At 69.9% G+C, this 20,935-nt stretch carries 19 protein-coding genes and 1 riboswitch; of the genes, 10 read left to right on the forward strand and 9 right to left on the reverse strand.

What is annotated here, in order from left to right:
* The first annotated feature begins 246 nt into the window (after positions 1 to 246).
* The 6 genes from ACIA8E_RS02170 to ACIA8E_RS02195 all read left to right on the forward strand — a co-directional run bounded on the left by ACIA8E_RS02170 (position 247) and on the right by ACIA8E_RS02195 (position 7,625).
* The gene (locus tag ACIA8E_RS02170; RefSeq protein ID WP_399293805.1) at positions 247 to 1,023 is read left to right on the forward strand and encodes a GntR family transcriptional regulator; all 777 of its coding nucleotides are present in this window, start codon (positions 247 to 249) and stop codon (positions 1,021 to 1,023) included.
* 246 nt (positions 1,024 to 1,269) lie between these two features.
* Positions 1,270 to 1,482 carry a DUF3311 domain-containing protein gene (locus tag ACIA8E_RS02175; protein ID WP_399293242.1) on the forward strand — a complete coding sequence of 71 codons (213 nt, stop codon included), beginning with the start codon at positions 1,270 to 1,272 and terminating at the stop codon, positions 1,480 to 1,482.
* Positions 1,479 to 3,134: a monocarboxylate uptake permease MctP gene (gene mctP, locus ACIA8E_RS02180; RefSeq protein ID WP_399293244.1), complete on the forward strand. Its 1,656-nt coding sequence runs from the start codon at positions 1,479 to 1,481 to the stop codon at positions 3,132 to 3,134. Before ACIA8E_RS02175 ends, mctP begins: the two co-directional genes overlap by 4 nt.
* Positions 3,135 to 3,374: 240 nt before the next feature.
* The gene (locus tag ACIA8E_RS02185) at positions 3,375 to 3,875 is read left to right on the forward strand and encodes a GNAT family N-acetyltransferase (protein WP_399293246.1); all 501 of its coding nucleotides are present in this window, start codon (positions 3,375 to 3,377) and stop codon (positions 3,873 to 3,875) included.
* A 40-nt stretch (positions 3,876 to 3,915) separates the two neighbouring features.
* Positions 3,916 to 4,054: riboswitch (cobalamin riboswitch) on the forward strand.
* 143 nt (positions 4,055 to 4,197) lie between these two features.
* The gene (locus ACIA8E_RS02190) at positions 4,198 to 6,594 is read left to right on the forward strand and encodes a ribonucleoside-diphosphate reductase subunit alpha (protein WP_399293248.1); all 2,397 of its coding nucleotides are present in this window, start codon (positions 4,198 to 4,200) and stop codon (positions 6,592 to 6,594) included.
* Positions 6,594 to 7,625 carry a ribonucleotide-diphosphate reductase subunit beta gene (locus tag ACIA8E_RS02195; RefSeq protein ID WP_399293250.1) on the forward strand — a complete coding sequence of 344 codons (1,032 nt, stop codon included), beginning with the start codon at positions 6,594 to 6,596 and terminating at the stop codon, positions 7,623 to 7,625. Before ACIA8E_RS02190 ends, ACIA8E_RS02195 begins: the two co-directional genes overlap by 1 nt.
* Here ACIA8E_RS02195 and ACIA8E_RS02200 read toward each other — a convergent pair.
* Positions 7,622 to 7,834 carry a hypothetical protein gene (locus ACIA8E_RS02200; RefSeq protein ID WP_399293253.1) on the reverse strand — a complete coding sequence of 71 codons (213 nt, stop codon included), beginning with the start codon at positions 7,832 to 7,834 and terminating at the stop codon, positions 7,622 to 7,624. The genes ACIA8E_RS02195 and ACIA8E_RS02200 overlap by 4 nt on opposite strands.
* Before the next feature lie 81 nt (positions 7,835 to 7,915).
* On the opposite strand from ACIA8E_RS02200, the gene ACIA8E_RS02205 reads away from it, so the two are divergent.
* Positions 7,916 to 8,890, forward strand: a complete 975-nt coding sequence (locus tag ACIA8E_RS02205) for a GlxA family transcriptional regulator (protein ID WP_399293256.1) — start codon at positions 7,916 to 7,918, stop codon at positions 8,888 to 8,890.
* Between the two features lie 104 nt (positions 8,891 to 8,994).
* Positions 8,995 to 10,902 (forward strand): family 20 glycosylhydrolase, encoded by a 1,908-nt coding sequence (locus ACIA8E_RS02210; protein ID WP_399293259.1) that lies wholly within the window; start codon positions 8,995 to 8,997, stop codon positions 10,900 to 10,902.
* Positions 10,903 to 11,100: 198 nt separating this feature from the next.
* Here ACIA8E_RS02210 and def read toward each other — a convergent pair whose 3' ends face one another.
* The 8 genes from def to ACIA8E_RS02250 form a co-directional block, all read right to left on the reverse strand.
* A complete protein-coding gene (def, locus tag ACIA8E_RS02215) occupies positions 11,101 to 11,739 on the reverse strand; it encodes a peptide deformylase (protein ID WP_399293262.1) in 639 nt (212 codons plus the stop codon).
* Positions 11,740 to 11,812: 73 nt separating this feature from the next.
* Positions 11,813 to 12,805: a hypothetical protein gene (locus ACIA8E_RS02220; RefSeq protein WP_030969778.1), complete on the reverse strand. Its 993-nt coding sequence runs from the start codon at positions 12,803 to 12,805 to the stop codon at positions 11,813 to 11,815.
* 92 nt (positions 12,806 to 12,897) lie between these two features.
* The gene (locus ACIA8E_RS02225) at positions 12,898 to 14,163 is read right to left on the reverse strand and encodes an HD-GYP domain-containing protein (protein ID WP_399293266.1); all 1,266 of its coding nucleotides are present in this window, start codon (positions 14,161 to 14,163) and stop codon (positions 12,898 to 12,900) included.
* A complete protein-coding gene (locus tag ACIA8E_RS02230) occupies positions 14,160 to 15,671 on the reverse strand; it encodes an HD-GYP domain-containing protein (RefSeq protein WP_399293269.1) in 1,512 nt (503 codons plus the stop codon). Before ACIA8E_RS02230 ends, ACIA8E_RS02225 begins: the two co-directional genes overlap by 4 nt.
* Positions 15,672 to 15,929: 258 nt before the next feature.
* Complete coding sequence (gene rsrA / locus ACIA8E_RS02235) at positions 15,930 to 16,247, reverse strand: mycothiol system anti-sigma-R factor (RefSeq protein WP_399293272.1); 318 nt, start codon at positions 16,245 to 16,247, stop codon at positions 15,930 to 15,932.
* Complete coding sequence (locus tag ACIA8E_RS02240; protein WP_030915605.1) at positions 16,244 to 16,900, reverse strand: sigma-70 family RNA polymerase sigma factor; 657 nt, start codon at positions 16,898 to 16,900, stop codon at positions 16,244 to 16,246. The genes rsrA and ACIA8E_RS02240 overlap by 4 nt, the downstream gene beginning before the upstream one ends.
* Before the next feature lie 346 nt (positions 16,901 to 17,246).
* Positions 17,247 to 17,900: an alpha/beta family hydrolase gene (locus ACIA8E_RS02245; RefSeq protein ID WP_399293275.1), complete on the reverse strand. Its 654-nt coding sequence runs from the start codon at positions 17,898 to 17,900 to the stop codon at positions 17,247 to 17,249.
* An 18-nt stretch (positions 17,901 to 17,918) separates the two neighbouring features.
* Entirely contained in the window at positions 17,919 to 18,734 is an 816-nt protein-coding gene (locus tag ACIA8E_RS02250) for an SOS response-associated peptidase (protein WP_329160940.1), read from the reverse strand.
* Between the two features lie 53 nt (positions 18,735 to 18,787).
* Between ACIA8E_RS02250 and ACIA8E_RS02255 the strand changes: the two genes are divergently transcribed.
* Complete coding sequence (locus ACIA8E_RS02255; protein ID WP_399293278.1) at positions 18,788 to 19,501, forward strand: M50 family metallopeptidase; 714 nt, start codon at positions 18,788 to 18,790, stop codon at positions 19,499 to 19,501.
* A 117-nt stretch (positions 19,502 to 19,618) separates the two neighbouring features.
* Positions 19,619 to 20,935 carry a 3-phosphoshikimate 1-carboxyvinyltransferase gene (gene aroA / locus ACIA8E_RS02260; protein WP_399293281.1) on the forward strand — a complete coding sequence of 439 codons (1,317 nt, stop codon included), beginning with the start codon at positions 19,619 to 19,621 and terminating at the stop codon, positions 20,933 to 20,935.

Below are 20,935 nucleotides of genomic sequence, written 5' to 3' on the forward strand. Positions count from 1 at the left end.
CACAACCGCATACGACGGGTACTGCCCGTGGGGCTGGGACCTGGTCTTTAATGGTTTAGACCAGTACCGGGAGCTTGGCCTAGACCTTTAGGGGTGTCAAGGGTGTATAAGAAGTGCACTCGCGTCCGTTATAGGACCGACACCTGAGGGAGGGCGACGAGCCGTGACGGGACCGTGCCACCATGTGAGCCGCGACAGATGGAGGAGCCGGTGACGGCAGCAGCGCAGCAGTCGGGAAGGCGGGCGATGGGTGCCGACGGGGGTAGTTCGGAGAACGAGACGGGCTCGGGCACCGGTGCGGCCACGCGTACCGCCCGCGTGCCGAAGTACTACCGCCTCAAGCGCCATCTCCTCGACATGACGGACACCATGCCGCCCGGCACCCCCGTGCCGCCGGAGCGGACCCTGGCCGCCGAGTTCGACACCTCGCGCACGACCGTGCGCCAGGCGCTCCAGGAGCTGGTCGTCGAGGGCCGGCTGGAACGCATCCAGGGCAAGGGCACGTTCGTGGCCAAGCCGAAGGTCTCGCAGGCCTTGCAACTGACCTCGTACACGGAGGACATGCGCGCCCAGGGGCTGGAGCCGACCTCGCAGCTGCTGGACATCGGCTACGTCACGGCCGACGACACCCTCGCCGGGCTGCTCGACATCACCACCGGCGGCCGGGTGCTGCGGATCGAGCGGCTGCGCCTGGCCAGCGGCGAACCGATGGCGATCGAGACCACCCATCTGTCGGCCAAACGCTTCCCCGCACTGCGCCGTTCACTCGTGAAGTACACCTCGCTGTACACAGCGCTGGCCGAGGTGTACGACGTACGGCTGGCCGAGGCCGAGGAGACCATCGAGACCTCACTCGCCACCCCGCGCGAGGCCGGGCTGCTCGGTACGGACGTGGGCCTGCCGATGCTGATGCTGTCCCGTCATTCCCTGGACGGACAGGGCGAACCGGTGGAGTGGGTGCGGTCGGTGTACCGCGGCGACCGATACAAGTTCGTGGCGCGTCTGAAGCGGCCGACCGACTGAGACGACGGGACCCGGCTCCTACCGGCCAACTGCCCGAATGCGGACGGAATATCAGGAGTGGGACCCCCGGACAGCGTCCTCTCCCCCGGCCCCGGCACACCGTTGCCGGACCGAAATGCGGACAGGGGGTGACGCTGGCCGGAACTCTCCCCTAGATTTCCTGCGCATTACAACAGGTGGTCAGCGAGGGGACGGAGTCGCCATATGCCAGAAGAAACAGATACGAAACCACCGACGGTCACACCCATGAGGGTGGTCATCGCCCTCTGTCTCATCGCGCCGTTCGTGGCGATGCTCTGGGTGAGTTCGTACGCGAAGGTGGACCCGGCCTTCATCGGCATTCCGTTCTTCTACTGGTACCAGATGCTCTGGGTGTTGATCTCCACCGCGCTCACGATGGTCGCGTACAAGCTGTGGCAGCGTGACCAGCGCTCCCGCAAGGGGGGTGCTTCCGCATGAAGGACGGCGTGAACGGCGTCGCGCTCGGCGTCTTCATCTTCTTCTTCCTGGCCGTCACGGTCATCGGTTTCATGGCCGCGCGCTGGCGCAAGGCCGAGAACGAGGCCAGCCTCGACGAATGGGGGCTGGGCGGACGGTCGTTCGGCACCTGGGTCACCTGGTTCCTGCTCGGCGGCGACCTGTACACCGCGTACACCTTCGTCGCCGTCCCTGCCGCGATCTACGCGGCGGGCGCGGCCGGCTTCTTCGCGGTCCCGTACACCATCCTCGTGTACCCGCTGATCTTCACCTTCCTGCCGCGGCTGTGGTCGGTGTCGCACAAGCACGGGTACGTCACCACCTCGGACTTCGTCCGCGGCCGCTTCGGATCGAAGGGGCTCTCGCTGGCGGTCGCCGTCACCGGCATCCTCGCCACGATGCCGTACATCGCGCTCCAGCTCGTCGGCATCCAGGCGGTGCTGGACGTGATGGGCGTCGGCGGCGGCGAGACCACGCACTGGTTCGTCAAGGACCTGCCGCTGCTGATCGCGTTCGCGGTGCTCGCCGCGTACACGTACTCCTCCGGGCTGCGGGCCCCCGCGCTGATCGCGTTCGTCAAGGACGGCCTGATCTACCTGGTCATCGCGGTGGCGATCATCTACATCCCGATCAAGCTGGGCGGTTTCGACGACATCTTCGCCAAGGCCGGCGAGGCGTTCTCGCAGAAGAACCCGGCAACCGGCGCCCCGCGCGGAGCGCTCGCACCGGGCGAGACGGGCCAATGGGGCTACGCCACTCTGGCCCTGGGTTCGGCGCTCGCGCTCTTCATGTACCCGCACTCGATCACGGCGACGCTCTCCAGCCGCAGCCGTGACGTGATCCGGCGCAACACCACCATCCTGCCGCTGTACTCGCTGATGCTGGGCCTGCTGGCGCTGCTCGGCTTCATGGCGATCGCCGCCGGGGTCAAGGTGCAGAACGGGCAGCTGGCGATCCCGCAGCTGTTCGAGAACATGTTCCCCGACTGGTTCGCCGGGGTTGCGTTCGCCGCGATCGGTATCGGCGCGCTGGTGCCCGCCGCAATCATGTCGATCGCCGCAGCCAACCTCTTCACCCGGAACATCTACAAGGACTTCCTGAAGCCCGACGCGACCCCGGCCCAGGAGACGAAGGTCTCCAAGCTGGTGTCGCTGCTGGTGAAGGTCGGTGCGCTCGTCTTCGTCCTCACGATGGACAAGACGGTCGCGATCAACTTCCAGCTGCTGGGCGGGATCTGGATCCTGCAGACGTTCCCGGCGCTGGTCGGCGGCCTGTTCACCCGGTGGTTCCACCGCTGGGCGCTGCTCGCCGGCTGGGCGGTCGGCATGGTCTACGGCACGCTCGCCGCGTACGGGGTGGCGAGCCCGACCCAGGCGCACTTCGGCGGCTCCTCGAAGGAGATCCCGGGGATCGGCGAGATCGGCTACATCGGCCTCACTGCGTTCGTGCTGAACGTGGTGGTGACGGTGGTGCTGACGTTCGTCCTGAACGCGGTGAAGGCCCCGGCCGGGATCGACGAGACGTCACCGGCCGACTACACGGCGGACGCGGGCGACCCGGGCGTGAAGGTCGAACTCCCGTTGGCCAGGCCTGAGCCGGCCGCCTCCCCCGACACGAGCCCGTCGACCAACTAGGGTCTTTCGTTCGGATCAGGCCGGATGAGGGAGCGGCTGATGTGCGTGCCGGGCCCTGCTAGCCCGGCATGATCCGAACAAGAGACCCTAGGCCTGCACGCCAGTCAAAAATGTGGCCCGGCCGACGACGGAGGAAGGATCCGTCGCCGGCCGGGCCACACAGGTTTCGGACAGGAGCGGCACCCCTGGCGCACCCGGGCAGCTGCCCCGGGCCCCACCCCCGTACGGCACACTTCCGCCATGGACATATCGATCAGGCCCGTCGACCCCACCGAACTCCCCCTCCTCGGCGAGATCACCGCATACGCGTACCTCGACGACGGCCTGCTCGACCTCGGTGCCGACGACCCGTATCTCGAACAACTCCGCGACGTGCCTCGCCGCGCCGCCGAGGCCGACGTGCTCGTCGCGGTCGGTGCCGACGGCCGGGTACTGGGCGGCGTGACATACGCACCGCCCGGCAACCCGTGGGCCGACATCGCCGGCCCCGACGAGGCCGAATTCCGGATGCTCGCCGTCGCCCGGGAGGCGCGTGGCCTCGGGGCGGGCGAGGCGCTCGTACGGGCCTGTATCGACCGCGCACGGGGTACTGACGGCGTCGCGCGGCTCGTCCTGTCGACGCAGTCGACCATGCTCGCCGCCCACCGGATCTACCGCCGCCTGGGCTTCGTACGGACTCCGGAGCGCGACTGGTACCCCATTCCAGGCCTCCAACTGCTTACCTACAGCCTCACCCTGTGAAACCCGAGCGACACAACATGTGGGGGCTGCCTCAACGGGCGGCCCCCACATGTATGCTCGTGCTCGCTGTCGCCGCAGGGAAATCCGGTGTGAATCCGGAACTGTCCCGCAACGGTGTGATCGGTGTACTTTTGCGCACCCTGTAAGTCCGAGGACCTGCCGACAGCGCGTCCGGCTCGACCGATCCGGACGCCCAGACGTCCGGGCCTCGCGGATGGGCCGGTGGACGCCGCACGGAGTGCTGCCCCCTTTCCTGGGCACGCCTCTGCCCGGCTGCCCCCGCTCCCCGCCCGGCCCCGAGCCGAGCGAGGGAGAGCACCACATGACCATCGCGCCAGCCGATCCGGCTTCAGTCGCCGAGTCCACGGGAACCACGAACGACGGACCCGGGACCGCACTGCTGCGGACCCTGACCGACCTCACCGTCGATCTGCCCGACACCGACCCCGGTCGCGTCGCCGCCGCCGCGCTGCGCGGCCGCAACGCCCGGTCGGACGAGGCAGAGCTGCGTTCGCTGGCCACCGAGGCCGCCGCGGGTCTGATCTCCGAGGACCCCGCGTACTCCCGGCTCGCCGCCCGCCTCCTCACCCGCAACATCGCGGACGAGGCGGCCGGTCAGGGCGCGGTGTCCTTCTCCGCCTCGGTCGCCGTCGGCCACCGCGAGGGTCTGATCGCGGACCGCACGGCCGCGTTCGTGGCGCTCCACGCGGCCCGGCTCGACGCGCTGGTCGAGCAGTCGCTCGCCGACGGCGCCGACGACCGGTTCGGCTACTTCGGACTGCGGACGCTGCACAGCCGCTATCTGCTGCGCCACCCGCACACCCGTCAGGTCGTCGAGACGCCGCAGCACTTCATGCTGCGGGTCGCGGCCGGTCTCGCCGAGGACGACTCGGCGCACGCACTGGACGAGGTCGCCTCGCTGTACGGCCTGATGAGCCGCCTCGACTACCTCCCTTCCTCCCCCACACTCTTCAACTCCGGCACCCGGCACCCGCAGATGTCCTCCTGCTATCTGCTGGACTCGCCGCTGGACGAGCTCGACTCGATCTACGACCGCTACCACCAGGTGGCACGGCTCTCCAAGCACGCGGGCGGCATCGGCCTCTCCTACTCCCGGATCCGCGCCCGCGGTTCACTGATCCGCGGCACCAACGGGCACTCCAACGGCATCGTGCCGTTCCTGAAGACACTCGACGCCTCGGTCGCCGCGGTGAACCAGGGCGGCCGCCGCAAGGGCGCCGCCGCCGTCTACCTGGAGACGTGGCACGCGGACATCGAGGAGTTCCTGGAGCTGCGCGACAACACCGGTGAGGACCAGCGGCGTACGCACAACCTCAACCTGGCGCACTGGATCCCGGACGAGTTCATGCGCCGGGTCGACACGGACGGCGACTGGTCGCTGTTCTCGCCCGCCGACGTGCCCGAGCTGGTCGACCTGTGGGGCGACGAGTTCGACACCGCGTACCGGGCTGCCGAGGCCAAGGGCCTGGCCCGCAAGTCGATGCCGGCGCGTGAGCTGTACGGCCGGATGATGCGGACCCTCGCGCAGACCGGCCAGGGCTGGATGACCTTCAAGGACGCCTCCAACCGGACCGCGAACCAGACCGCCGAGCCGGGCCGCGTCGTCCACTCGTCGAACCTGTGCACCGAGATCCTCGAAGTCACCGACGACGGCGAGACGGCCGTCTGCAACCTCGGTTCGGTCAATCTCGGGGCGTTCGTGGCCGACGGTGAGATCGACTGGGAGCGGCTGGACTCCACCGTCCGTACCGCCGTGACGTTCCTCGACCGGGTCGTCGACATCAACTTCTACCCGACCGAGCAGGCCGGCCGGTCCAACGCCCGCTGGCGCCCGGTGGGCCTGGGCGCGATGGGGCTCCAGGACGTCTTCTTCCAGCTGCGGCTGCCGTTCGACTCCCCCGAGGCCCGCGCACTCTCCACGAAGATCTCCGAGCGGATCATGCTCGCCGCGTACGAGGCGTCCTGCGACCTCGCCGAGCGGTCCGGTCCGCTGCCCGCCTGGTCCGAGACGCGCGCCGCCCGCGGTGTGCTGCACCCCGACCACTACGCCACCGAGCTGACCTGGCCGGAGCGCTGGGACACGCTGCGCGCCCGGATCGCGAAGACCGGTATGCGCAACTCGCTGCTGCTGGCCATCGCACCGACCGCCACGATCGCCTCGATCGCCGGGGTGTATGAGTGCATCGAGCCGCAGGTCTCCAACCTCTTCAAGCGCGAGACGCTCAGCGGCGAGTTCCTCCAGGTCAACGCCTATCTGGTGGATGAGCTGAAGAAGCTCGGCGTGTGGGACGCACGGACCCGTGAGGCGCTGCGCGAGGCGAGCGGCTCGGTGCAGGGGTTCGCCTGGATCCCGGAGGACGTGCGGGCGTTGTACCGCACGGCGTGGGAGATCCCGCAGCGCGGACTGATCGACATGGCGGCGGCGCGTACGCCGTTCCTCGACCAGAGCCAGTCGCTGAACCTGTTCCTGGAGACGCCGACGATCGGCAAGCTCTCCTCGATGTACGCGTACGCCTGGAAGCAGGGGCTGAAGACGACGTACTACCTGCGCTCGCGCCCGGCGACCCGGATCGCGCGCGCGGCATCGGGCCAGGCCGCGGCCGCCGTCCCCATTCCCGTGCAGCAGGCGGCGGCTCCCGACGCGGACGCGATCGCCTGCTCCCTCGAAAACCCCGAGTCCTGCGAGGCCTGCCAGTAATGAGCACCACCGAGAAGAATCTGCTCGACCCGGGCTTCGAACTGACCCTGCGGCCCATGCGCTACCCCGACTTCTACGAGCGCTACCGTGATGCGATCAAGAACACCTGGACGGTCGAGGAGGTCGACCTCCACTCCGACGTGGCCGACCTCGCCAAGCTGTCACCCGGCGAGCAGCACATGATCGGCCGGCTCGTCGCGTTCTTCGCGACCGGCGACTCGATCGTGTCGAACAACCTCGTGCTGACGCTGTACAAGCACATCAACTCCCCCGAGGCGCGGCTGTATCTGTCGCGGCAGCTCTTCGAGGAGGCCGTGCACGTCCAGTTCTATCTGACGCTGCTCGACACGTATCTGCCCGACCCGGACGACCGCGCGGCAGCGTTCGACGCGGTCGAGGAGATCCCGTCCATCCGCGAGAAGGCGCAGTTCTGCTTCAAGTGGATGGCCGCCCTGGATGGGCAAGGGGGGGTCGAGAAGATCGATCGGCTGGAGACGAAGGCCGACCGCCGTCGCTTCCTGCTGAACCTGATCTGCTTCGCGGCGTGCATCGAGGGGCTGTTCTTCTACGGCGCGTTCGCGTACGTCTACTGGTTCCGCTCGCGCGGCCTGCTGCACGGTCTCGCCACGGGGACCAACTGGGTCTTCCGTGACGAAACGATGCACATGAACTTCGCGTTCGAGGTCGTGGACACCGTCCGCAAGGAGGAGCCCGACCTCTTCGACGACGAACTCCAGCAGCAGGTCACCGACATGCTGAAGGAGGCCGTCGACGCGGAGCTGCAGTTCGGCCGTGACCTGTGCGGCGACGGTCTGCCGGGCATGAACACCGAGTCGATGCGCGAGTACCTGCAGTGCGTGGCCGACCAGCGGCTCGCCCGGCTCGGCTTCCCGACGGTCTACGGCTCCGAGAACCCGTTCTCGTTCATGGAGTTGCAGGGTGTTCAGGAGCTGACGAACTTCTTCGAGCGCCGCCCGTCGGCGTACCAGGTGGCGGTGGAGGGCTCGGTCGCCTTCGACGACGACTTCTAGACCCTGGCCCCGACCCTGGGGTACGGGCGCCGCGTGGCCGTGACCGGCCGCGCGGCGCCTGCCGTTTCCGGGGGCTCCGCCCGCCGATCGTGCTCTGCGGCACGCAGCTCACGGTCGATCCGGTGCTCCCGTGCGAGCCCGATGAGTGCGGGCAGCAGGACGAGAGCGAAAAGTGCCGCTATGGCCAGGAAGTTCATGAATGTGTTCATGCCTCTACTGTCGTCCGTGCGGCCACATTCCGGCAGTGGCAGGACTGCCACACAGCATCGAATTACTGCCACACTGATGGCATGCTGAAGAATGTCGCCGCTCTCCTGCTGGACGAGGTCCACCCCTTCGAACTCGGCGTGCTGTGCGAGGTGTTCGGCCTCGACCGCAGCGACGAGGGTCTGCCGGTCCACGATTTCGCGGTGGTCTCCGCGGAAGGCCCGGTGCTGCGAACCCATGCCGGGTTCACCATCAGCACACCGCACGGGCTCGACCGGCTGGAGGAGGCCGACCTCATCGCCGTACCGGCCGGCAGCCACTTCATGGACCGGGAGTACCCCGAGGAGGTCCTGGACGCACTGCGCCGCGCGGTGGACCGCGGCGCGCGCGTGCTGAGCGTCTGCTCCGGTGCGTACGTCCTCGGCGCGGCCGGGCTGCTGGACGGCCGCCGCTGCACCACCCACTGGCGCCACGCCGCCGAGCTGGCCCGCCGCTTCCCGCGGGCCGTCGTCGAGCCCGATGTGCTGTACGTGGACGAGGGGCCGGTCATCACCTCGGCGGGCACCGCCGCCGGGATCGACGCCTGTCTGCATCTGGTCCGTCAGGCGCACGGCCCCGATGTCGCCAACGCCATCGCCCGCCGCATGGTGGTGCCGCCGCACCGGGACGGCGGCCAGGCGCAGTACATCAAGCGCCCGCTGCCGCGCACCGCGTGCGACACGGTCGGCGGGACGCTCGCCTGGATGGAGCGCCATCTCGACCAGGAGATGACCGTCGAGCAGCTCGCCGCGCAGGCGCACATGTCGCCGCGCACCTTCGCGCGCCGCTTCCAGCAGGAGACGGGCACCACCCCGTACCGTTGGCTGCTACGGCAACGAGTCCTGCTGGCACAGCACTTGCTTGAGACCTCCGATGAAACGATGGATGCGATCGCCGGCCAGACCGGTTTCGGGAACGCCGCCGCGTTGCGCCATCAGTTCGTCAAATCCCTGGGAACCACTCCGAATTCCTACCGCCGCACGTTCCGTGGCCCGATGTCCGTCCCCGAAGCCGCCTGATCCACATCGGACCTGACCTCCGATCATTCGTCCAACCATTTTCTGCATCAGTCCATGGACCACGGGCCCCGCTTCCCGCAAGGGTCGGGCGCATGAACATGCGGATGGCAAGACGAAGGACCATCGGGGCCGTGGTGACAGCGCTCGCCGCCGCGCTGCTGCCCTGGCAGAGCGCGGCGGCCGAGGGCGGCTCGGCCGCCGCGGCCCCGCCCGAGGTGCTGCCCACGCTCCGCGAGTGGCAGGACGGTCAGGGCGAGTTCACGCTCACCGATCGGGCCGGAATCGTGCTGGACGGGGTGCGGGACAGTCGTACGGCCGCCGACGCACGCCGATTCGCCGGCGAACTGAACGGCAAGGCGTCGGTGTCGCGGGGCCGCGCGGCCCGTTCCGGGGACATAGTGCTGCGCCAGGACCCGTCCCAGAAGGGCGTGTTGGGCGCGGAAGGCTACCGACTCACGGTCGGCACCCGCATCACTGTCACCGCCGCGACCTCCACCGGCGTGTTCTACGGCACCCGGACCGTCCTCCAACTGCTGAACGACGACGGCCGCGCCGCGCGGGGTTCGGCGACCGACGTACCCGCGTACCGCGAGCGCGGAGTCGGGGTCTGCGCCTGCTACATCAACATATCGACACAGTGGTTCGAGCGGCTGATGAAGGACATGGCGTCGCAGAAGCTCAACCAGCTGTGGATCGAGGCCAAGGTCAGGAGCGACACCGACCCGGCGTCGGCGTTCTGGGGCTACTACACCAAGCCTCAGGTCCGCACGCTGGTCGCGATGGCCAGGAAGTACCACATCGAGCTCGTGCCGGAGATCAACTCCCCCGGCCACATGGACACCTACCTGGAGAACCACCCGGAGCTCCAGCTCAAGGACCAGAACGGCGTCGCCTCCCCGCCCCGGCTCGACATCTCGCGGCCCGAGGCACTGGCGTACTACACCTCGATGGTCGACGAGGCGCTGAAGGTCTGGGACAGCCGCTACTGGCACATGGGTGCCGACGAGTACATGATCGGCTCCTCCTACCCGGACTACCCCCAGCTGCAGGCCGCGGCACGCGCGAAGTTCGGTGCGTCGGCCACCCCCGACGACCTCTTCACCGACTTCATCAACCATGTCAACGCGCATGTGAAGGCGGACGGCAGATCGCTGCGGATCTGGAACGACGGGCTCGTCGGCAAGAACGCCGTCGTCCCGCTGGACCGTGACATCACCGTCGAGCACTGGCTGGGCGGCGGCTCCATCCAGCAGCCGTCCTCGCTGCTCGCCGAGGGCCGGCCGGTCATGAACTCCGCCTACTCCCTCTACCTGGTGCGCGGCGGCTTCACGATGCAGACCCAGAAGCTGTACGAGAGCGACTGGACGCCGTTGCGCTTCGAGGGTCAGACGCTGGCCCAGGGGGCGGCGAACCTCACCGGCGCGAAGATCAGCCTGTGGCCGGACAGTGCGGCGGCCGAGACGGAGAACGAGGTGGAGACGAAGGTCTTCATGCCGCTGCGCTTCGTGGCGCAGGCGACCTGGGGCGGCCCGAAGCCGAGCCCGACGTACGCCGGTTTCGAGGCGCTCGCCCGGAGGATCGGTCACGCGCCCGGTTGGGAGAACACCGACCGCACCCCGCTCGCCGACGGTACGTACCGGCTGACCACGGGCGCGAAGTCGCTGGCCCCCGCGGCGGACGCGGGCGTGTCCCTGGTCGGGAACAGCGCGGCCTCCTGGGCGCTGACGGCGACCTCCGACGGGTACTACACGGTGCGGTCCACGGAGAACGGTCACTGCCTGGACGCGGTGCGCGGCAAGAAGTATCTGGGCGCGCCGCTGGAGGTGGGGGCGGAACTGTCACTCGTGAACTGCTCGACGACGGCGCGTACCCAGCGCTGGCAGCTGGACACCGGGGCGGGTGCGCTGACGCTGCGCAACGCGATCTCGCAGCTGCATCTGACGGAGCGGGCGTCGGACGGCGCCGCGGTGCAGACGACGGGCGCGACCCGGCTGACGGCGCGCGCCGCCTGACGAGGTCCGGCTGAGGGCGCCATCCGCCCGATGCGACCCGGCTGACGACGGTGCAACCCGCCCGACGCCGCACCGAACGGGGCCCCGCCCGCCGGATCATCTGATCGCCGGCGCGCGGGGCCCTTCCATGTCCGGGGCGCCGGATACCGCAATTGGGCGCCGACCGGACCGGGCCTGCCCTCGGTGGAATCCGGAACGTCAGTCGTTCGGCACGATCTCGTAGCGCGGCGTGTTCTCCGCCATCTGCCTCAGCGCGTCCTTGCGGTCGCGCTTCGAGAGCCGGTCGATGTACAGGTAGCCGTACAGGTGGTCCGTCTCGTGCTGAAGGCAGCGCGCGAAGTAACCGTCGCCGCGGACCTTGATCGGATTGCCCTTGGCGTCCTGCCCGCGCACCACCGCGTAGTCCGGGCGGGCCAGCGAGGCGTATGCCGTCGGGACGGAGAGGCAGCCCTCGTTGGAGTCGTCGAGGACGCGCTCCTCGGGCGGCAGCTCGTCCAGCACCGGGTTGCAGACGACGCCCACGTGCCGCACACCGTCGTCGTCGGGGCAGTCGTAGACGAAGACCTTGAGGTCCACGCCGATCTGGTTGGCGGCCAGGCCCACGCCCTCAGCCGTCCTCTGGCTGGCGAACATGTCGTCGATCAGCTGGGCCAGCTCGTCGCCGAACTCGGTGACGTCCTTGCACTCCTTGTGGAGCACCGGGTTGCCGACGACCGTGATCGGCCGGGAGGTGCCACGCTCGCGGTACCCGGCCTCACGCGCCTCACAGTCCTCGGTGTCCACGACGAATCCTTCGTCGTCGACGCTGATCTGCTCGTCCGTCTCCTGCTGCGCCATGTCCGCCGTACGCCTTCCTCAAAACCCGAATCGATGCCCGTACAGCGTAACGGCCGGGCCGCGGACGCACGGCTCAGCAGACTTCTTCGAGATCCCGCCACTCACGGCTGTCCGGGCTGTCGGCAACCCAGCCGTCCAGCAGTCCGCGGACCAGCCCCGCAGGCGCCGCTATCCCGCACTCGCGCTCGGGCACCCACAGCTCACCGGCGGTCCGATGCCCCAGCGGGCCCGGATGACCGGGCTCGCTGTGGTCGTGCGGGTCGAGGTGCTCACCGTCACCCTCGTCGCTCTCCATCCGGCTCTCCGAACAGGCCCGGCAGAGCAGCCGTACGGACGACGACCAGTCCTCGGCGGCGAACCCGGCATCGGACGCCAGCTGCTCCAGTGCGTCCCGGTCGTCCTCCGTGGCGGCTTCGAGAAGCACCACCCAGGTGGGTACGGGGGACGGCGCCCACAGCTCGATCTCGTCGAACACGGGATACGAGGGGCCGGCCGCGGTCACCCGCTCGCCGTGCGGCACCCCGTCGTGCAGGACGACCTCGCCCCAGCGCCGCCCGGAGGACGGCAGCGGGATCGACAGCACTTCCATCCGCGCCGGGTCCAGCCTGCGGCCCCAGACGACCTCGGCCTCGCCCTCGGGCGACAGCCGTACGGCCGCGCTGCCCAGCTCCATGCCGGCCGGCTCGCTGTTGGCCGCCGCGGTGTGCTGGCCGCTGCCGGGTACCTTCAGGCCGTAGGCCTGCCAGGCGCGACGGGCCAGCGGCCAGTCCTGCAGTGCGGTGGCGGCGATCCCGACGTTCCACCAGTCCGGGGCGCCGGACTCCTTGTCGAGCAGCGCCACGGCCCGTAGACCGGCCGCCCTCGCCTGTTCCCAGTCGTGCCGGAACTTGTGCAGCAGCGCCAGGTTGAACCACGACTCGGAGAGCCAGGGCTCCAGGTCCGCCGCCCGTGTCAGCAGCGCGCCCGCGTCCTCGTACCGGCCGTCGCCGATCAGCGTGAACGCGCGGTCCGTGGCCTGCCGCCAAGAGGCGGAGGGCCGATGCCGTACCTTCCCGAAGATCTTCACGATTCCCGCCTGTCCCGACTCGGACACCCTCGTTTTCCGGTCTTCTTCGCATCCAACCATGCCCAGCCGGACGCCCGCTCATTACCCATGGGTTACCCAGGCAGGACAGGGGTCAGACCGCCCCGGGCCAGCACGCGCGCGAGCGATTCCACGACCTCCGGCTGAAAGTCGTGGCCGGTCCCGAGCCTGAGCTGTTCCAGTGCGTCGAGCGGCCCGCTGAGGCCTTCCCCGCACAGGTCGTCGTATGCGTTGACGGCCCGGACGATCCGGGCGGGCAGCGGCTGCTCGCGATACGGGTCGGCCTGCCGCTCCACCACGACGGCGATCTCGGTGTCCACCCCGGTCTGCCGGACGACGGCCCCGCCCAGCAGCGCGATCCGGCGCTGCTCGGCGGCCGGCAGCGGTGCGGTCGCCCCGTCGGGCACCGGGTCGACGAGGGAGAGCTGCCCGATGTCGTGCATCAGGGCCGCGTACTCCAGCACGGTCAGCTCGGCCCCGGAGAGCCCCAGCTCGCGGCCGACGGCCGTGCAGAGCACCGCCACCCTGCGGGCATGCCCGTGCGGGGTGTAGCCGGCGATCTCGGTGGACCGGGCGAGCGAGGTGATGGTCTGCCGGTAGGTGGTGCGCACCGCGACGAACCGGCGGAACGACACCTGCGTCAGCAGCAGCGGTACGCAGAGCACGGGCAGCGCCCACAGGCCGGCGACAGAGACCCCCAGAGCCATCACCGCCCCGGTCGCACAGACCGCCGAACCGATGCCCAGCAGAGCGCGCAGCTCGTCACGGAGCAGCGGCCCGTACGGGAAGGGGGTACCGGCCCGCAGCAGCAGGGCGCCGAGCACGGCATCGCACAGAGCGGTGAGCACAAGCAGTACGAGCAGGAAGAGCGCGAAGTACGGGCCGTCGCCGAACCAGACGGCGGACCGGCCGGAGTTGTGGAGCGGCTGGAAGCACACAGCGGCGAAGGAGACGATGACGATCCGCCGGGCCACCTGATCGGCGGTGGGCCCGCTGCCGCGTGCCACATGGGGCACGGCGGCGACGAGCTGCGCCGCGACGAGAACAGCGATGACCTGCAGGGCTCCATGGCTGGTGGGCTCGCCGCCGCTGCGGCCGAGAAGCGCGTACGCGAGCGCTCCGGCGGCGCCGATCGGCGCGGGCTCCCGCTCACCGGGCAGCGCACCCCAGCGGGCCAGCTCACCGACGGTGATGAGCACGCCGAAGGCGAGGGCGAGCCCGGGTTCGTGGAGACCGTGCCAAAAGGTGTGGGCGAGCCCGGCGACGGCGAGCGCGCCGGCGGCGCCCCGGACGGCCAGGACAGCGGGGGGCAGCCGTGTCCGGCTCCGACCGCGACTCACCGGGTCCGGTCCACGGGCGATTGCGCCCCAGGGGCGAGCCCGGACCCGTCCGCGGCCACCGCACGACCGCCGGCCACGTCAAGCCCGCCACCGGCCGCCGCACGACCGGGAGCCGGTTCGAGCCCGTCAGGCGATCGCGGGCGAACCGGCCTCCGGACGGCCCCCGTACCCCCGCCCCCGCCCACCCTTGGCACCGGCACCGCCTCGTCGGCAGTCACAACCGTCGACGCCGTCGACCACCCGTGCCGGTCCAGGCCTCGCGCCAGCGCCCGCACCATCTGCGGATCGAACTGCGTGCCCGCACACCGCTTCAGCTCCTCCACCGCCGCCGGCACCGGCCTCCCTCTCCGGTACGACCGCGTCGACGTCATCGCGTCGAACGCGTCGGCCACCGCGACGACCCTCGCGAACTCGGGGATCTCCCGCCCGCTGAGCCCGTACGGGTAGCCGCTGCCGTCGAGCCGCTCGTGGTGGTGCAGGATCGCCGCACGCGCCTCGCCCAGGAAGCCGATGCCGCGGACGATCTCGTGCCCGTACTCCGGATGCAGTTCGATCACGCGCCGTTCCTCCGGGGTGAGCGGCCCGTCCTTGCGCAGCACCCGGGTCGGGACGCAGAGCTTGCCGACGTCGTGCAGGATCCCGGCGAAGCGGAGCACTTCGAGGCGGTCCTCCGCCATGCCGAGTTCCCTGGCGATCAGCACGGAGGCCCGCCCCACGCGCTCGCTGTGCCCGCGGGTGTACGTGTCCTTGATGTCGACGGCCTGCACCAGCGCCCTGATGGTGGCGCGGTGCGCGGCGTGCTCGCGGTGGTACTGGGAGAAGATCCAGCAGGAGATGTACATCGGCAGCAGGACGAAGAGCGCGGACACCGGTCCGTACGAGCTGCGCCACAGCACAGCCATCATCAGCCCGGCGAGACCGTGCACCAGGTGCGGTCCGAGCGAGCGCGGCAGGAGCCCGCTCCAGGCGTGTCGCAGCGGCAGGCGTTCGGCCGTGGCCAGGATCGAACCGTCCAGGGCGGTCAGGACGAGGCTGAAAGCCAGCGCGGCGGCGCAGGCGGGCAGCAGCGCGTACGGGAAGTCGGGCAGCCGTTCGGGACCCGGTCCGCCGAGCGTGGCGCCGCCGCCGAGCAGACCGTGGACGCACGACGCCGCCCAGACGGTGAGGGCGAGCTGGGCCGCCCGCCAGATGCGGCGGGCTGTGGCGGGCGCGTGCTCGACCCGGCCGACGAGCGAGCCGGGGATCGCGACCAGCGCGGCGGCTGCGGGCGGCAGCAGGAACGCGGCGGCGAGCAGCAGCGGAAAGAACGATCCGGCACTGATCGGCACGGAGCTGCCGAGGAGGCGGCAGCGGCCCGGAAGTTCGCAGGCCAGATAGAGCGCCGTGAGCAGTCCGACGGTGGTCCACGCAATCCCCGCACCGGGACGCAATGCGGGCAGCACACAGAGCGTGGCACAGACCACTGCGGCCAGAATGTGCGCGCGCGCCGCTAACGGTGTGGCTCTCACCCGACCCACCCGCCCCCCAACGATGGTCAATGGAGGCGCCAGGCTAGCGAGTTGGGCGCTTGATCGAGTACCGATGAGCTCGATTAGCACGTTCGGGTGAGTTCGGGTGATGTGTACGCCGTGCCGGTGATACGTGTGAGGGCGCGCCGCGACATTCGCGGCGCGCCCTCACACGTGCGGAGGAAAGGAGGGAGCTACGGGACGTACCGCTGCTCAGCGGCTGCTGCCCGTCACTCCCCGGCCCTCACCTGACGGCCGTCACTCGTTGGCGGCGGTCGGCAGCTGGGACTCGGCCACCACGTCCTGATCCGGCACGGCCTGCCCCGAGCGGATCAGGTCGATCCGGCCCATCACCTTGGAGCGCAGATCGGTCGGCACGTCGTCGTGACCGCAGCAGCGCTTCACCAGCTTCTTCACAGCCTGCTCCAGGCCGTACTTCTCCAGGCACGGGGAGCACTCCTCGAAGTGCACCTCGAACTTGGTGCAGTCGCTGTCGGGCATCTCATGGTCGAGAAACTCGTAGAGATGATCGAGGACCTCTGAGCAGTCCGTCTCGTGCGGCTCTCCGCAGCTCATGAGCCCGAGCCTTTCCGATCGTCCGACTCTCCGGCACCGGCCGGGACGAGCCCGCGGTCACGGGCGTAGTCCTCCAGCATGCCGCGCAGTTGGCGGCGGCCCCGGTGCAGTCGGGACATCACCGTACCGATGGGAGTCCCCATGATGTCCGCGATCTCCTTGTAGGCAAAGCCCTCTACATCGGCAAGATAAACCGCGATGCGGAACTCTTCGGGGATCGCCTGCAGTGCGGACTTCACATCCGAGTCCGGAAGGTGGTCGAGAGCCTGCGACTCGGCGGAGCGCAGACCTGTCGACATGTGCGACTCGGCGCGCGCCAGCTGCCAGTCCTCGATCTCCTCGGCGGCACTGCGCTGAGGTTCGCGCTGCTTCTTGCGGTACGAATTGATGAAGGTGTTCGTGAGGATGCGGTACATCCACGCCTTGAGGTTCGTACCCTCGCGGAACTGGTGGAAGGAGCCGTACGCCTTCGCATACGTCTCCTGGACCAGGTCCTCGGCGTCTGCGGGGTTGCGCGTCATGCGCAGCGCGGCCGAGTACATCTGGTCGAGGAAACCGAGGGCGTCCCTCTCGAAGCGCGCGTTGCGCTCGGCGGTCGTCTCCTCCGCGCGGCCGTCGTCGGTCCCTGTGTCGGTACCGGTGACCGGACCCACCTCCTCCAACGCTGTGGCGGATCCGAAACCGGACCCGCTCGAATCGGAGAATAGTCGACCTTGCTTCGACGCGGGCTGTCGATCCGATCCGCTCAGTGCCCGCTCGGGAGTGGTCTTCGCCGCATGCAGCACCGTCCACTCCAGGTCAGCTGCGTTCGAGCGGCGCGGGCAGATGGTCGAACCCATGCGACGGACTCCCTCTCCACATACGACGTTGATGTACCGATGTCCGCAACAACAGTGGCCCCCCACTCAACATTCCCGGGGCTGCGGCAGGTCCCCGCGAGGGTGATCCGATCCACCCGAAAGGAGGCGTGCCCGGTGTGCGAGGGAGACGGGCCGGGCGCTACGGGAGTCGGTCCAGCCAGACGGTGACGGCGGCGGTGAGGATCTCCATCGCCTGATCCTGGGTCAGGTCGGCCTTCTTCGGGACGGCGAACCCATGGTCCCCGTACGGCACCTCGGTGATCTCGTACTCCCCCGGCGGGAATTCGGCGGGCCGTCCGAACGGGTCGTGGCCGCCCTGCACGACGAGCGTGGGCACACCCGAGCCGAGCAGCTCGTCCTTGCGGGACTTCTCCGGCTTGCCCGGCGGATGCAGGGGGAAACTGAGCGCGAGGACCGCGTGGGCGCCGAGCTCGGTCGCCGTGCGGCAGGCCACCCGGGCGCCGGCGCTGCGTCCCGCGGCGACGACCGGGAGCCCTGGGGCGGTGAGGGCGGGCCACAGGCCGCGCCAGCCGGTGTCCAGGGTCTTCGGGGCGGGTGCGAGCTTCTTCCCGGCGACCCGCCACGGCTGCTCCACCAGGGCGACGCTCACTCCGTGGGCGGGCAGCGCGGCGGCGAGGGCCTGGAGGTCGCGGGCCTCGATGCCGCCACCGGCGCCGTGACCGGCGGCGAGCACCAGGCGCGGCTTCTTCGCGGGCAGCCAGGTGATCCGGGCCGGCCCGGCGTCGGTGTCGACCGTCCCGGTCGTCGTACGAGCTGTCTCTGTGGGACTCACGTACCTCATCCTGCCCGGTCAGAAGAGTGTGCCGACCTCCGGCGCGGCCAACTCCTCCAGCAGTTCGGGTCCGTTGTTGCGGACATTGCTGACGGCGGTGGCCACCGGGTAGGCCCGCATCAGTCCGCCGGGCGGTGGTGCGAGCAGCGCCCGCAGTCCCTCGATGTCCGTGTGCGAGGGGTCCAGCCAGGCGTCCCAGCGGTCCGGGGTGAGCATCAGCGGCATCCGGGGGTGGATGTCGGCGAGCGCCGCCGGGCCCTCGGCGGGGGCGACCGCGAGCGGGGTGGTCTCCGCCTCGGTGGTGATCACGGAGCAGGTCACCCACCAGGCCTGCGGGTGGTCGTCGGGCAGGGTGCGGTCGCGCCAGAACTCGTACAGTCCGGCCATCGCGAAGACCGATCCGTCCGCGGGTGTCACGAAGTACGGCTGCTTGCGGGGGCGCTTCTTCCTCCCCTGCTCCTCCAGCTGCCGCTCGTCGGTACCGGTGACCCACTCGTAGTAGCCGTCGGCGGGCAGGATGCAGCGCCGAGAGACGAAGGGGCGGCGGAACGACGGCTTCTCGTGGACCGTCTCGGCCCGGGCGTTGATCATCCGGGCGCCGCCCTCCGGCGACTTGGCCCAGGAGGGCACGAGTCCCCATTTCAGTGCGCGCAGCTGGCGAACCGGACGTTGATCATCCGCGTCTTTCACCGGGCGTTCCAGTACGGCGTAGACCTCCTTGGTCGGCGCCACGTTGTAATCGGGCTCCAGGGCCTCCGCCGGTTCCCACTTCTCGACGCCGAAGAGTCCGGTCAGATCCTCGGGCCGCCGACTCGCTGCATACCGTCCGCACATAAGTGCCAGACTGCCACGACCCACCGGCACGACCGCAAGGAGCCGCCCGCACCATGGACAGCACCGATCTGGGCGATCTGTGGGATCGCATATCCGGTACCCAGCCCGCACCCGAACAGTGGCTGGTGGTCGTGACGGCCACGGTCGCGCTCATAGCCGTCGTGCCCAACGTCCTGTGGCGGATCTCCCGCAACACGATCACCATCGCGCACGAGGGCGGCCACGGGCTGATCGCGCTGGTCACCGGGCGCAGGCTGCAGGGCATCCGGCTGCACTCGGACACCAGCGGGCTGACCGTCAGCCGTGGCAGACCCACCGGTATCGGCATGATCCTCACCGCGGCGGCGGGCTACACCGCGCCGCCGCTGCTGGGACTGGGCGGCGCGTGGCTGCTCAGCAGCGGCAGGATCACGCTGCTGCTGTGGGTGGCGACGGCGCTGCTCGCCGTGATGCTGGTGATGATCCGCAATGTGTACGGGGCGCTCACGGTGATCTTCACCGGCTCGGCCTTCCTGCTCGTGTCCTGGCTCGCCTCGCCCGACGTGCAGTCGCTGTTCGCATACACCGCGGTGTGGTTCCTGCTGCTCGGCGGTGTGCGTCCGGCGTTCGAGCTCCAGTCGAAGCGGCGCCACGGCGGCGCACCGGACTCGGACGCGGACCAGCTGTCCCGGCTCACGGACGTCCCGGCCGGGCTGTGGCTCTTCCTCTTCCACGCGGTGTCGCTCTGCTCACTGATCGGCGGAGGTCGCTGGCTGCTCGGCCTGTGAGGGGCGGCGGCGCCCGGCCCCGGGCTCGTTGCGGTCAGTACCACGCTTGTATTACGCCCCGGTTTCCGCCTGTTTGATCAAGATCCGGGTTTGCGGTGAGCCACTAAAGTGAGGGCCATGACCGAAAGTTCCGTGCACCCTGCCCTCTGGCCCGCCCCCCATGCGAGCGGAGCCGTCGACGCCACCGTCACCGTGCCCGGATCGAAATCGGTCACCAACCGGGCGCTGGTCCTCGCCGCCCTCGCCGCCGAGCCGGGCTGGCTGCGCCGCCCGCTGCGCTCCCGCGACACACTGCTGATGGCGCAGGCGCTGCGCGCGATGGGCGTCGGCATCGAGGAGGGTGTCGGCCCGGACGGCTCCGGGGAGGCCTGGCGGGTCATCCCGGCCGGGCTGCACGGCCCCACCACGATCGACGTCGGCAACGCCGGAACGGTCATGCGCTTCCTGCCGCCGGTCGCCAGCCTCGCCGACGGGCCGATCCACTTCGACGGCGACGCGCGTTCGTACGAGCGGCCGCTGAACGGTGTGATCGACGCGCTGCGGGTGCTCGGCGCCAGGATCGACGACGACGGGCGCGGATCGCTGCCGATGACCGTGCACGGCGGTGGTGCGCTGGACGGCGGCCCGGTGGCGATCGACGCGTCCTCGTCCTCCCAGTTCGTCTCGGCGCTGCTGCTGTCGGCGCCGCGTTTCAACCAGGGCGTGGAGGTGCGCCACACCGGCTCCCGGCTCCCGTCGATGCCGCACATCCGGATGACGGTCGACATGCTGCGGGTCGTCGGCGCCCAGGTCGACGAGCCGGAGACGGGCGGCGAGCCGAACGTCTGGCGGGTCTCCCCGTCGGCGCTGCTCGGCCGCGATCTGACGGTCGAGCCGGACCTCTCCAACGCGCAGCCGTTCCTGGCCGCGGCCCTGGTCACCGGTGGCCGGGTCACGATCCCCGACTGGCCGCTGCGCACCACCCAGCCCGGTGACGCGCTGCGCGAGATCTTCACCGCGATGGGCGGCAGCTGCGAGCTGACCGAGCACGGTCTCACGTTCACCGGTTCGGGCCGCATCCACGGCATCGACGTCGACCTCGGCGAGGTCGGCGAGCTCACCCCGGGCATCGCGGCGGTCGCGGCCCTCGCCGACTCCCCGTCCACGCTCAGCGGTGTCGCCCATCTGCGGCTGCACGAGACGGACCGGCTGGCCGCGCTCACCAAGGAGATCAACGAGCTCGGCGGCCGGGTGACCGAGACCGCCGACGGGCTGCACATCGAGCCGCGCGCGCTGCACGGCGGTACCTTCCATACGTATGACGACCACCGGATGGCCACCGCGGGGTCGATCATCGGCCTTGCAGTCCCCGGAGTGGAGATCGAGAACGTGGCGACAACCGCCAAGACCCTGCCGGATTTCCCGCAGATGTGGACCCGAATGCTCGGGGCCTGA

Source organism: Streptomyces sp. NPDC051664 (genome assembly GCF_044453545.1).
Taxonomy (GTDB): domain Bacteria; phylum Actinomycetota; class Actinomycetes; order Streptomycetales; family Streptomycetaceae; genus Streptomyces.